The organism is Kocuria sp. KH4 (assembly GCF_053711175.1).
The window spans coordinates 155,156-165,918 of the sequence record NZ_JBSJYX010000006.1 but is presented as its reverse complement, the minus strand read 5'-3'; the positions used below and the strand labels follow the sequence as shown (position 1 = coordinate 165,918).

The window sequence follows — 10,763 nt, the reverse complement described above, 5'->3', positions numbered from 1 at the left end:
CGCCGCCCGTGCCGGTCCAGCAGTCCGGCTGCGGGTGGGGCGGGGCTGGGGGCGGGCCCGGTGCTGCGCAGCTGCGGGATGCCCAGGGAAACGCTCATGACACCGCCTCGATGGTCGCGTCCGGCCCGCACGGTGCTCGGCGTGCCGGGATGGTCCGCCCAGTGTAGTCAGTCCCCACCCCGCCGGGGACGTGCCGTGCCCCGGCCGGGTCCTCCGCCGGCGGTCCGCGCCGGGTGCCCGCCGTGTGCCCGGCACGTCCCGGTCGGCGTCAGGCCGGCTCCGGCGGGGCCTGCTCGTCCAGCCGGGCGAGGGCCTCCGTCCAGCGGGCCTCCCGTTCGGCCGGGCTCTGCTCCCACCAGGGCGTGCCCCGTTCGCCCAGACCGCGCTTCGCCAGCCCGACCCGGTCCCGCACGGCCCGCAGCTCGTCCTCCGAGCCCTCCCGCCGCGTGGTGCGCACCGCCGCGCGGGCGCGCCCCAGGTGGGACCTGAGCCGGGCCGCGACGTCCTCCGGCAGCGCCGGGTCCTGCCGCCGCCAGCGCCGTCCGTCCACCACGATCCACCGCCCGTCCGGCGTGTGCTCCACCTCCCGCTGTGCCATGTCCCCGATCCTGCCAGGTCCGCCCGTCTCCGTGGGCCGCGCGGCGGGCCCCTACGCTGGGGGCATGAGCAGGCACGCCGAGCACCCGGTCCGCAGCGTCGACGAGCACCGCCGTGCGGTCACCGAGGCCCTGCGCGGAATCCGCCCCCGCGTGGAGACGGTCCCCCTGGGACAGGCCACGGGCCGGGTCCTGGCCGAGGACCTCGTGGCGCCCCTGGCCCTGCAGCCCTTCGACAACTCCCAGATGGACGGCTTCGCGGTGCGCGCCGCCGACACCCGGCGGGCACCGGGGGAGGAGGACGCGCGGCTCGTCGTCGTCGCCCCCGTCCCGGCGGGCCACGTCCCGGGGCCCCTGGCGCCCGGGGAGGCCGCCCCGGTCATGACCGGGGCGCCGCTGCCGCCCGGGGCGGACGCCGTGGTCCCGGTCGAGGAGACGCTCCCGGGCGGATTCCCGCCCCCGGGGAGCGTGCTCCGCGTGCCGGCCGGCCAGCCGGCGGGACGGTTCGTGCGCCGGGCGGGCGAGGACCTGGCCCAGGGCGCCACCGCCCTGTCGGCCGGGCAGCGGCTCACGCCCGCCCGGATCGGTCTCGCCGCCGCCCTGGGGTGCGCCGCGCTGCGCGTGCGGTCCCGGCCCCGGGCCGTGGTCTACACGACGGGGGACGAGGTCGTGGCCCCCGGGACCGCGCGCGGGCCCGCCCAGATCTTCGACGCGAACGCGGCGATCCTGGGCGCCCAGCTGACGGAGGCGGGCGTGGAGGTCCTCGCCGCCCACCTCGTCCCCGACGACCCCGGGGCCTTCGCCGCGCGGCTGGCCGCCGACGCCGCCCGGGGGCCCGACCTCTTCGTCTCCTCCGGCGGCGTCAGCGAGGGCGCCTACGAGGTCGTCCGCCAGGTGCTCGGGCCCCACGGCGCGTTCGTGCACGTGGCGATGCAGCCGGGCGGGCCGCAGGGGCTCGCCCACCGGGACGGGGTGCCCTTCGTGTGCCTGCCCGGCAACCCCGTGAGCACGCTGGTGTCCTTCGAGATGTTCCTGCGCCCGGCCCTGACCGAGGTCGTCGGCGCCCCCGTCCCCCGCCCGCTCCGCACGGCGCGGCTCGCGGAGGCCGTCCGCCCGCTGCCCGGCCGGACCCAGGTCCGCCGGGGCGTGTGGGACGGCACGGAGGTGCGGATGGCCGGCGGTCCCGGCTCCCACCTGCTGGCCGCCGCGGCCCGGGCCAACGCCCTCGCCCTGCTGCCGCCGGGGGACGCGGAGCTGCCGGCGGGCGCTCCCGTGGAGCTGCTCGAGCTCGACTGACGGTGGCCGGGCCCGTCCGCCCCGCTGACTAGACTGGTCCGCGCCCCTCGCCGCGGGCCCCGGTCCGGGACCGGGACCGCGGCGACGACCGCTACAGAACAGGCCCCCATGACGTCCCTGCCCGCGCCCCTGCTGCTCGCCGCCACCGCCGTGATCCAGGCGCTCGGCCGCTACGCGTACCACCAGAACGCGATCACCGTGGTGGGCCAGATGCTGTTCCCCATCTTCTTCGCCGTCCTGGCGATCTTCCTCGCCCGGCGGGGGACGGAGGGCGCCTTCGGCACCACGCACCTCGTGCTGCTCGTGGCCGGCGCGCTCCTGTTCGTGCTCAGCCTGGTGGGCTGGAACGGCACCGTCCCGCAGCTGTACCCCTCGGTGTGGGTCTACTACGCCGCGTTCGCGCTCGTGGCGGTCGAGGCCGCGCTGCGGATCGCCGGGACTCCCGGCCGGCGGCGCGGCACCCCCGCGGACGAGGAGCCGTCCCGCCGCTGAGCGGCTACCCGGCCCCGCCGGCACGCGCGACGACGAGCGCCGCCAGCTGCTCCGGGCGGGTCTCGGGCAGCCAGTGCCCGGCGTCCAGCTCCACGAACCGGTACGGGCCGCGCACGTGCTCGGCGGTCAGCTCCGCGGCCCGGCGGCCCAGGGCGGGATCCCGGTTGCCCCAGGCGTAGGTGGTCGGGACGTCGACCGTCCCCGGGCGCAGCCGGGACAGCGGCACGGCGCGGTACCAGTCCAGGGCCGCGGTCAGGGCCCCCGGCTGCTGCATCCGGGAGGCGTAGCGGGCGGCCTCCGCGGCGGGCAGGCCGGAGCGGCGCAGCAGGTCCCCGAGCCGCGGGCCCAGCACGGTCTCCGGGAGCCGGGGCAGCTGGAAGGCGGCCACGTAGGCGGAGCGCAGCGCCTGCCCCGAGCGGAGCAGGGACCGGGACAGTGCCCGGGGATGGGGCACCGAGGCCACCGTGAGGGACGCCGTCCGCTCGGGCCGGTGCGCCGCCAGGGCCCACGCCACGATCCCGCCCCAGTCGTGGCCGAGCACGTGCGCGCGCGCCACCCCGGCGGCGTCGAGCACCGCCACGGCGTCCTCGACGAGCAGCTCCAGCCGGTAGGCCCCGCGACCGCGCGGCCGCGCCCCGGGCGAGTAGCCGCGCTGGTCGGGGGCGAGGGTGCGCAGGCCGGCGGCGTGCAGCGCGGGCGCGAGACGGTCCCAGCTCGTGCGGTCCTGGGGGAAGCCGTGCAGCAGCAGCACCGGGGCGCCGTCGACGGGCCCCTCGTCGCGGACGTCGAGCAGCAGGCCCGCCGACGGGCACCGGGCGAGCCGCTCCGTCCCGTCCGGCCGGACGGTGCCGTCGTCCACCCGCTCGGTCATCCGGGGTCCGCCGCGCCGGCGGCACCGGGGTGCGCCGCTCCGCCGCGTCCGGCGCCGCGCAACGGCTCCCCGCGGGGGCGCACCGGCGGGTCCTCGACGCCGGCGGCGTGCTCGTCCGTCATCGGGTGCTCCTTCGCGGGTCGGCGGCCTCGGCGGCGCGGGAGGGCGTGCGGCCACGCTAGCACCGCGCCCGACCGGCAACCAGGCCCGGCGCCGGACAGGGCGTGGGCCAGAATAGGAGGACGCACCGACCGGAGACCCGAAGGGACCGCACCGACATGACCGACCAGCAGCAGGGCCTCACGCATGTCCGGGCGGACGGCTCCGCGCACATGGTGGACGTCTCGCACAAGGACGTCACCACCCGCGAGGCCACCGCGACGGCCACGCTGCGCACCCGGCCCGACGTCGTCGAGCAGGTCTTCGCCGCCGACCTCCCGAAGGGCGACGCCCTTCCGGTGGCCCGGGTCGCGGGGATCATGGCGGCCAAGCGGACCCCGGAGCTCGTCCCGCTGTGCCACCCCCTGCCGATCAGCAAGGTGGAGGTGGACTTCGAGCGGCTGGCCGACGGCGTGCGGATCACCGCCACCGTGCGCACCCGCGGGGTGACCGGCGTGGAGATGGAGGCGCTGACCGCGGCGTCGGTGGCCGCCCTGACGCTCTACGACATGATCAAGGCCGTGGACAAGCTCGCCGAGATCGACCGGGTCAGGGTGCTCGCCAAGTCCGGCGGGAAGTCGGGGGACTGGTCGCGGGACGGCGGTGACCGCGCATGAGGAGCGCCGCCGTCATCGTCGCCTCCACCCGGGCGGCCGCCGGGGTCTACCGGGACCGGAGCGGGCGGATCGCCGCGGACTGGTTCGGCTCCCACGGCTTCACCGTGGAGGGCCCGTTCGTGGTGGCCGACGGTGAGGACGTCCGCGCCCAGCTCGAGCGCCTGCTCGTGGCGCGGGCGCCGGAGGACCGGCCCCGTGTCGTGGTGACCACCGGCGGCACCGGCCTGTCCCCCGACGACCTGACCCCGGAGGTCACCCGCCCCTTCCTCGACCGGGAGCTGCCGGGGATCATGGAGGCACTGTGGGCGGAGGGCCGGAGGACCACGCCCCTGGCGGTGCTCAGCCGCGGGCACGCCGGCGTCAGCGGGCACACCTTCGTCGTCAACCTTCCCGGCTCCACCGGCGGGGTGTGGGACGGGCTGAAGGTGCTCGAGCCCCTGCTCGACCACGTCTGCGACCAGCTCGAGGGCCACCGCGACCGCGGGCACACCGGCCCCGGGCCCCGGCACCCCGCCGCCGACCCGCAGGACCCCGATCAGCAGGCTCCGGGGCCGCAGGCCCCGCCACCGCGGGGACCCGCCCCGCAGGAGCCCGAACCGCGCGAGGAGAACGACCGATGAGCACTCCCGGACCCATCCAGGCGGACACCGCCGTCGTCGCCGCGTTCGTGACGGACGAGCCGCTGGACCACGGACAGGCGGTCTCGGCCGTGCAGGACGAGCGCACCGGTGCCGTGGTCTCCTTCAGCGGCGTGATCCGCGACCACGACGGCGGACGCTCCGTCACGAGCCTGGACTACACCTGCCACCCCGGCGCCGACCGGGCGGTCAAGGACGTGGCCCGGGCGGTCGCCGAGCAGTTCCCGGGCACCCGGATCTGGGCGGCCCACCGGATCGGCCACCTGGAGGTCGGGGACTCCGCCCTGGAGGCCGCCGTCGGCGCCGCCCACCGCAAGCTCGCGTTCGCCGCCTGTGACGCGCTCGTCGACCGGATCAAGGCCGAGGTGCCCATCTGGAAGGAGCAGTCCTTCGCCGACGGCTCCACCGAGTGGGTCGGACTGGACGCCTGAGCGCCGTGGAGCTGCCCCCGCTCGTCGACCCCGCCCCCGCGCTCACCGACGCCGAGCTGCGCCGCTACGCCCGGCACCTCACCGTCCCCGAGATCGGGGAGGAGGGCCAGCGGCGGCTGAAGAACGCCCGGGTGCTGTGCGTGGGCGCGGGCGGACTGGGCTCCCCGGCGCTGCTCTACCTCGCGGCCGCGGGCGTGGGGACCCTCGGGGTCGTCGACGACGACGTGGTGGAGTCCTCCAACCTGCAGCGCCAGGTGATCCACGGGGAGGCCGTCCTGGGGGTGCCCAAGACGACCTCGGCCGCGGCGCGGATCGCCGACCTCAACCCGCTGGTGCGCGTGGTGGAGCACCGCGAGCGGCTCACGGCGGCGAACGCGCGGCGGGTCCTGGCCGGCTACGACCTCGTGCTGGACGGCTCGGACAACTTCGGGACCCGCTATCTCGTCTCGGACGCGTGCGAGCTCGGCGGCGTCCCGCACGTGTGGGGCTCCATCCTGCGCTTCGACGGCCAGTACTCGGTCTTCTGGGGCGCGCACGGGCCGACCTACCGGGACCTCTACCCGGTGCCGCCGGCGCCGGGCAGCGTGCCCGACTGCGCCGAGGCGGGGGTGCTCGGTGTGCTGCCGGGCCTGCTGGGGACCGCCATGGCGGTCGAGGCCGTCAAGCTGGTCACCGGGGTCGGCACCACCATGCTGGGCCGGGTGGCCACCTACGACGCCCTGTCCGCGCGCTGGTGGGAGATCCCGCTGGCGCCCACGCCGGGGCGCCCGCCCGTGCGCGCCCTGCAGGACGACGCCGGGGAGCCCTCCTGCGCGGCGCCCGCCCCGGCGCGGCCGCCGGGGAAGGAGCCGGCCGAGGAGCTGCCCACGGTCACGGCGCCCCGGCTCGCGGAGCTGCTCGCGGCCCGGGAGCGCGGCGAGGCGCAGTTCGAGCTCATCGACGTGCGCGAGCCCTACGAGGCCCGTCTCGCGGCCATCCCGGGGGCGCGTCTGCTCCCCCTGGCCGGCTTCGAGTCCGGCGAGGCCCTCGCGCAGATCGACCCCGCCCACCGGGTGCTGCTGCACTGCAAGGCCGGGGCGCGCTCCGAGCGGGCCCTGCGGCTGCTGCGGGCGGCCGGGCACACGGACGCCGCGCACCTGGAGGGCGGGGTGCTGGCCTGGATCGAGCAGGTGGATCCCGCCCAGCGGCCCTACTGACCGTCCGGAGCGCCCGGCCGGCCCGGGTACGCGCGGAGCGGAATCCGCTGGCGGGTCCGCCCCCGCACGTGCCTACGGTGGGGCCGTACCGTACCGACGAAAGGATTCCCCGCATGTCCGAGAACAGCATCTCCGCCAGCCGCCTCATCGACGCCCCCGCCGACGCCATCTTCGACGTCCTCAGCCTTCCGTCCCGGCACCAGCAGATCGACGGCTCCGGCACCGTGGTCTCCGGCGACGACCAGCGCATCCAGCGGGTCGGCCAGGTGTTCGTGATGAACATGAACGGTGAGCACATGGGCGGCGACTACGTCATGGAGAACACCGTCTCGGGCTTCGACGAGAACAAGCTCCTGGCCTGGCGGCCGAAGCCGCAGGGCGCGGAGCTCGAGGGCTGGGAGTGGATCTGGGAGCTCGAGCCCCAGGGCCCGGGCGCCACCCTGGTCACCGAGACGTACTCCTGGGAGCACGCGAGCCCCGAGGCCAGGAAGGCCGTGTCCTTCCCGCTCTTCGAGGAGGGCGCCCTGGAGAACTCCCTCGAGCGGCTCGCGGCGGCCGTCTCGGAGAAGTGACCGGCTGACGCACAGTGCCCCCGGCCGCACCGCTGCCGGGGGCGGCGTGCGTCCGGTGCCGCTCAGGCGTGCCCGGAGCCCTCCAGGGGCCGCTTCTGCTGCACCGCCGTCCAGTCCCCGGAGCCGGCCAGCGGGTCCATCCACACGATCTCCCAGAGGTGCCCGTCGGGGTCCTGGAAGCTGCGCGAGCGCAGGAAGTCCCGGTCCTGGGGGCGGCCCTCCGCGGCGCCGGCGGCCACCGCGCGGACCACGAGCGCGTCCACCTCTCCCGGGCTCGCCACGGTCACGGAGGCGATGACCGCGGCGCAGCGCCTGGTGTCCGTGACGTCCTTGTCCGCGCGGCCGCGGAACGTCAGGTGGTCGAGGAGCACGACCCACAGGTCCTCGCCGGCCACGACGGTCACGGCGTGCCGGTCGGAGAACCCGGGGTGGGCGGTCCAGCCCAGCGCGGTGTAGAAGCTGCGGGACGCCGCGAGGTCGACCACCGGCAGGTGGATCAGGACGGCGGGCGCCACGAGTGCTCACCCGCCCCGCCGGCCCGGGCCGGCACCGGCGCCGGGTCCACCCACAGGACCTCCCAGTGGTGCCCGTCCGGGGCCTGGAAGCCCCGCGAGCGCAGGAAGCCGTAGTCCATGGTCTCGCCTTCCGTGGCACCGGCGCGGACGGCCCGCTCGACGACGGCGTCGACCTCCGCGGGGGAGCCCACGTCGATCGCGGTGACGACCGAGGAGTCGGCCGCGGTGCCGGGCGACTCCGGGCCCACCGGGCACCGGTGCCGGTCCTCGCTGAGGACCATGACGTGCGCCGCGCCCCGCACCAGCATCGTGGCGCCCTCCGGGACGTTCGGGCTCGGGGGGTCCAGCTCCCAGCCGAGACGGGAGTAGAACCGCCTCGCCCGGTCCAGGTCTGCGACGGGAAGGGCGACGAAGTCGGCCGTGATCATGACGTCTCCTCCAGAGTGCGGCAGAGCTCGGGTCCAGGATGGTCCCGGGTGTGTGCCGCTGCAACCGTGTGACGGGAGATCGGCGCGCATGTCGCCGTGGCAACGCCCCGGCAACGGCACGGTGTCGGAGCGGCCCCGGAATGGGTGCCGGACCTGCGCCGTTGGAACGGTCATGCTGGTCATCGGAGTCGTGTCGTTCGGAGGGCCGGAGGCCCTCGCCGTCCACGAGGTGCCGGATCCGCACCCGGGTCCCGGGGAGGTCCGGATCCGGGTGCGGGCGGCGGCCGTCAGCCCCACGGACACACTCCTGCGCGCCGGGGGGCAGGAGCTGGGCGGGCGGCGCCCGCCGTACGTGCCGGGTATGGACGCGGCCGGGACCGTCGACGAGGTCGGTGAGGGCAGCGCCTGGCGGGTGGGGGACGCCGTGATGGCGATCGCCCTGCCCCGCGGTGAGCACGGGGGCGCCTACGCGGAGCTGCTGGTCGCCCCGGACGACTCGATCGCCCGGATCCCGGCGAACACGGACTTCGCCGCGGCCTCGACCCTGCCGATGAACGGGCTGACGGCCCTGCAGGTCCTCGAGGAGCTCCGCCTCCAACCCGAGCAGACGCTCGCCGTCACTGGGGCCGCCGGCACCCTGGGCAACTACGTGGTGGAGCTGGCCGAGCACCAGGGCCTCACCGTGGTGGCGGACGCCGCCGACCAGGACCTGGAGCTGGTGGAGAGCCTCGGCGCCGACCACGTGGTGGCCCGCGGCGACGACGTGGCGGAGCGGATCCGGGAGTTCTTCCCGGAGGGGGTGGACGCACTGGTGGACGCCGCCGTGCTGAACGAGAGGGCCGCTCCCGCGGTGCGGGACGGCGGCCGCTTCGCGACCGTCCGGAACTGGGACGGGGACCCGGGCCGGGGCATCACCGTGCACCGGATCAGCGCGCCGCGCGAGCACCGGTCCGGGCACAAGCTCGAGCTCCTGCGCCGCTGGGTGGAGGAGGGGGTGCTGACGCTGCGCGTGGCCGACGTCCTGCCCGCCGCGGAGGCCGCCGAGGCCCACCGCCGGCTCGAGGCCGGCGGCGTCCGGGGGCGGCTGGTCCTGCGCTTCTGACCGCGGGACCGCGCCTCGACCCGGACCCCGGCGGCCCGGACGCTCGGGGCCTCAGCGGCCGGAGCGGTACTGGTGGTCGATCCCCGCCTGGTCGACCCTGCGGTGGAAGCGCATCCCGGCCAGCCCGCCGAGGATCGCGGCGACCAGCGGGACGACCACGGCCGCGACCAGGGCGATCACGCCCCCGGTGCTCAGGGCGCCCTCGCCGATCGGGATGCGCGGGAAGCCGTTGACGTCACGCAGGACGTCGAACCGCTCGCCGGCCGCGGCGCCCAGGACGGCGAGCACGACCGCGACGACGACGGCCCAGACCCACACGGCCACGCCCTGCCTGGCGCCGTCGAAGCGCGCCATCCGCCCCGCCACGTAGCCGCCGGCGAAGTAGGCGACGAACAGGATCAGGGCCAGGACGATGCCGCTGACGATCCCCACGGCGCCGGCGTTCTGCCCCACCTGGTCCGCGATCTCTGCCGGGTCGGTGCTGGTCGCCACGCCGATGCCCGCCCCGATCCCGGTGAGCAGGGCGGTGAGCAGCACGGCGACGCCGGTGGCGGTCATCCAGCCGAAGAACGCGCAGCCGAGCTTCACGCCCCCGTACTCCTGCTTCTGCGCGGCGACCACCTCGTGGCGGCGCGCCCGGGGGGTCGTGGCGCCCGCACCGTCCGGGGCGCTCCGCCCGGGGCCCTCGGGGACGGACGCCCCTGCCGGTTCCTGGTGCACCATGGCGCTCTCCTCACCTCGGGCCATCAGCTGGGTCAACAGGTTCCTCCGAACGTCCGGGGCGCGCAACCGAGCGCCGCGGACCCGGTGGAACCGGTGCCGCCGCCCGGCAGCGGGAGTAGCCTGACGGTTCCGGCACCACCTCGAGAGCGGCCCGCCGGCGGCGGGCGGAGAGGCACGACCATGGACTTCACCCCTCGCACCGCCATCGTGACCGGCTCGGACTCCGGGATCGGCCGCGCGACGGCCGTCGCTCTGGCCGCGGCCGGGATGGACGTCGGCATCACCTGGCACCAGGACGAGGCCGGTGCCGAGCGCACCGCGGAGGAGGTCCGCTCCCACGGCCGCCGCGCCGTGGTCGCCCGGCTGGACACCGCGGACCTCGACGGCTGCGGCGGCGTCGTGGACGACCTCGTGGAGCAGCTCGGCGGGCTCGATGTGTTCGTGAACAACTCCGGCACGGGCGCCGGCGTCCCGTTCCTGGAGACCCCGCTGGGCACCTGGCGCCAGGTCGTGGCCACCGACCTGGACGGGGCCTTCGTCTGTCTCCAGGCGGCCGCCCGGCACATGGTCGCCGCCGGGCGCGGGGGACGGCTGATCGCCGTGACCAGCGTGCACGAGCACCTGCCCCGCGTCGGCTCCAGCGCCTACGACGCCGCCAAGCACGGGCTGGGCGGGCTCGTGAAGACCATCGCCCTGGAGCTGGGGGAGCACGCGATCACGGCGAACGCGGTGGCTCCGGGGGAGATCGCGACGCCCATGACGGGCCAGGAGGACGAGGACCCCCGGCGCACCCGCCGTCCCGGCGTGCCGCTGGGCCGGCCCGGGGACGCCCGGGAGATCGCCGCGGTCATCGCCTTCCTCGCCTCCCCGGCCTCCGCCTACGTCACCGGCGCGTCCTGGGTGGTCGACGGCGGCATGGTGCAGATGGGGCCGCAGGCCGGCTCCCACCTCACCAGCGACGACTGGCGCAGGGGCTAGGCCGGACGGGACCGCCCGGCGCTCCGCCGGCCGGCCCGCCCGTGCGGGCGGGTCCCGGTGCGCGACGGTGCGAGCCCCCCGGGCGGCGGGCTTAGAGTGGGGACCGCCCCGCCCGCCGCACGAGGAGTCCCGCCATGCGCGCCAGCACG

Annotated in this window: 15 protein-coding genes; 9 read left to right on the top strand and 6 right to left on the bottom strand. The window is 76.7% G+C overall.

The features are described 5' to 3' along the window. Positions 1 to 268: 268 nt before the first annotated feature. Complete coding sequence (locus tag ACWCOM_RS06985; protein ID WP_454548017.1) at positions 269 to 598, bottom strand: biopolymer transporter Tol; 330 nt, start codon at positions 596 to 598, stop codon at positions 269 to 271. Between the two features lie 64 nt (positions 599 to 662). Here ACWCOM_RS06985 and ACWCOM_RS06980 point away from each other — a divergent pair, with 64 nt between their 5' ends. Beyond that, positions 663 to 1,892 (top strand): molybdopterin molybdotransferase MoeA, encoded by a 1,230-nt coding sequence (locus ACWCOM_RS06980; protein ID WP_454548016.1) that lies wholly within the window; start codon positions 663 to 665, stop codon positions 1,890 to 1,892. Positions 1,893 to 2,000: 108 nt separating this feature from the next. After that, positions 2,001 to 2,384 (top strand): hypothetical protein, encoded by a 384-nt coding sequence (locus ACWCOM_RS06975; protein ID WP_454548015.1) that lies wholly within the window; start codon positions 2,001 to 2,003, stop codon positions 2,382 to 2,384. Between the two features lie 4 nt (positions 2,385 to 2,388). Here ACWCOM_RS06975 and ACWCOM_RS06970 read toward each other — a convergent pair whose 3' ends face one another. Both ACWCOM_RS06970 and ACWCOM_RS06965 read right to left on the bottom strand, forming a co-directional pair. Continuing rightward, positions 2,389 to 3,255, bottom strand: a complete 867-nt coding sequence (locus ACWCOM_RS06970) for an alpha/beta fold hydrolase (protein WP_454548014.1) — start codon at positions 3,253 to 3,255, stop codon at positions 2,389 to 2,391. Then, complete coding sequence (locus tag ACWCOM_RS06965) at positions 3,252 to 3,377, bottom strand: hypothetical protein (protein ID WP_454548013.1); 126 nt, start codon at positions 3,375 to 3,377, stop codon at positions 3,252 to 3,254. The genes ACWCOM_RS06970 and ACWCOM_RS06965 overlap by 4 nt, the downstream gene beginning before the upstream one ends. Before the next feature lie 156 nt (positions 3,378 to 3,533). Between ACWCOM_RS06965 and moaC the strand changes: the two genes are divergently transcribed. The 5 genes from moaC to ACWCOM_RS06940 all read left to right on the top strand — a co-directional run bounded on the left by moaC (position 3,534) and on the right by ACWCOM_RS06940 (position 6,868). After that, positions 3,534 to 4,031 carry a cyclic pyranopterin monophosphate synthase MoaC gene (gene moaC / locus ACWCOM_RS06960; protein WP_454548012.1) on the top strand — a complete coding sequence of 166 codons (498 nt, stop codon included), beginning with the start codon at positions 3,534 to 3,536 and terminating at the stop codon, positions 4,029 to 4,031. Next, positions 4,028 to 4,651 carry a MogA/MoaB family molybdenum cofactor biosynthesis protein gene (locus ACWCOM_RS06955; RefSeq protein WP_454548011.1) on the top strand — a complete coding sequence of 208 codons (624 nt, stop codon included), beginning with the start codon at positions 4,028 to 4,030 and terminating at the stop codon, positions 4,649 to 4,651. The genes moaC and ACWCOM_RS06955 overlap by 4 nt, the downstream gene beginning before the upstream one ends. Next, positions 4,648 to 5,100, top strand: coding sequence for a molybdenum cofactor biosynthesis protein MoaE (locus ACWCOM_RS06950; protein WP_454548010.1), 453 nt, complete (start codon positions 4,648 to 4,650; stop codon positions 5,098 to 5,100). Before ACWCOM_RS06955 ends, ACWCOM_RS06950 begins: the two co-directional genes overlap by 4 nt. A gap of 5 nt (positions 5,101 to 5,105) precedes the next feature. After that, entirely contained in the window at positions 5,106 to 6,296 is a 1,191-nt protein-coding gene (gene moeB / locus ACWCOM_RS06945; RefSeq protein WP_454548009.1) for a molybdopterin-synthase adenylyltransferase MoeB, read from the top strand. Positions 6,297 to 6,409: 113 nt separating this feature from the next. Next, complete coding sequence (locus ACWCOM_RS06940) at positions 6,410 to 6,868, top strand: SRPBCC family protein (protein ID WP_454548008.1); 459 nt, start codon at positions 6,410 to 6,412, stop codon at positions 6,866 to 6,868. A 62-nt stretch (positions 6,869 to 6,930) separates the two neighbouring features. Here the strand turns inward: ACWCOM_RS06940 and ACWCOM_RS06935 are convergent, their stop codons facing one another. Next, entirely contained in the window at positions 6,931 to 7,383 is a 453-nt protein-coding gene (locus ACWCOM_RS06935) for a VOC family protein (protein WP_454548007.1), read from the bottom strand. Then, on the bottom strand, positions 7,365 to 7,811 hold the full coding sequence (locus tag ACWCOM_RS06930) for a VOC family protein (protein ID WP_454548006.1): 447 nt from the start codon (positions 7,809 to 7,811) through the stop codon (positions 7,365 to 7,367). The genes ACWCOM_RS06935 and ACWCOM_RS06930 overlap by 19 nt, the downstream gene beginning before the upstream one ends. A 172-nt stretch (positions 7,812 to 7,983) precedes the next feature. On the opposite strand from ACWCOM_RS06930, the gene ACWCOM_RS06925 reads away from it, so the two are divergent. After that, the gene (locus ACWCOM_RS06925; RefSeq protein WP_454548005.1) at positions 7,984 to 8,913 is read left to right on the top strand and encodes an NADP-dependent oxidoreductase; all 930 of its coding nucleotides are present in this window, start codon (positions 7,984 to 7,986) and stop codon (positions 8,911 to 8,913) included. Between the two features lie 51 nt (positions 8,914 to 8,964). Here the strand turns inward: ACWCOM_RS06925 and ACWCOM_RS06920 are convergent, their stop codons facing one another. After that, positions 8,965 to 9,672, bottom strand: a complete 708-nt coding sequence (locus ACWCOM_RS06920) for a hypothetical protein (protein ID WP_454548004.1) — start codon at positions 9,670 to 9,672, stop codon at positions 8,965 to 8,967. A 144-nt stretch (positions 9,673 to 9,816) separates the two neighbouring features. Here ACWCOM_RS06920 and ACWCOM_RS06915 point away from each other — a divergent pair, with 144 nt between their 5' ends. After that, the gene (locus ACWCOM_RS06915; protein WP_454548003.1) at positions 9,817 to 10,614 is read left to right on the top strand and encodes an SDR family oxidoreductase; all 798 of its coding nucleotides are present in this window, start codon (positions 9,817 to 9,819) and stop codon (positions 10,612 to 10,614) included. The last annotated feature ends 149 nt before the right edge of the window (positions 10,615 to 10,763 follow it).

Excerpts from the sequence above, each read along its gene's own strand:
- ACWCOM_RS06940 (WP_454548008.1), top strand. The coding sequence starts at position 6,410 with ATGTCCGAGAACAGCATCTCCGCCAGCCGCCTCATCGACGCCCCCGCC.
- ACWCOM_RS06930 (WP_454548006.1), bottom strand. The coding sequence starts at position 7,811 with ATGATCACGGCCGACTTCGTCGCCCTTCCCGTCGCAGACCTGGACCGG.
- moaC (WP_454548012.1), top strand. The coding sequence starts at position 3,534 with ATGACCGACCAGCAGCAGGGCCTCACGCATGTCCGGGCGGACGGCTCC.
- ACWCOM_RS06955 (WP_454548011.1), top strand. The coding sequence starts at position 4,028 with ATGAGGAGCGCCGCCGTCATCGTCGCCTCCACCCGGGCGGCCGCCGGG.
- ACWCOM_RS06970 (WP_454548014.1), bottom strand. The coding sequence starts at position 3,255 with ATGACCGAGCGGGTGGACGACGGCACCGTCCGGCCGGACGGGACGGAG.
- ACWCOM_RS06985 (WP_454548017.1), bottom strand. The coding sequence starts at position 598 with ATGGCACAGCGGGAGGTGGAGCACACGCCGGACGGGCGGTGGATCGTG.
- ACWCOM_RS06915 (WP_454548003.1), top strand. The coding sequence starts at position 9,817 with ATGGACTTCACCCCTCGCACCGCCATCGTGACCGGCTCGGACTCCGGG.
- ACWCOM_RS06925 (WP_454548005.1), top strand. The coding sequence starts at position 7,984 with ATGCTGGTCATCGGAGTCGTGTCGTTCGGAGGGCCGGAGGCCCTCGCC.
- ACWCOM_RS06965 (WP_454548013.1), bottom strand. The coding sequence starts at position 3,377 with ATGACGGACGAGCACGCCGCCGGCGTCGAGGACCCGCCGGTGCGCCCC.
- ACWCOM_RS06980 (WP_454548016.1), top strand. The coding sequence starts at position 663 with ATGAGCAGGCACGCCGAGCACCCGGTCCGCAGCGTCGACGAGCACCGC.
- ACWCOM_RS06950 (WP_454548010.1), top strand. The coding sequence starts at position 4,648 with ATGAGCACTCCCGGACCCATCCAGGCGGACACCGCCGTCGTCGCCGCG.
- ACWCOM_RS06975 (WP_454548015.1), top strand. The coding sequence starts at position 2,001 with ATGACGTCCCTGCCCGCGCCCCTGCTGCTCGCCGCCACCGCCGTGATC.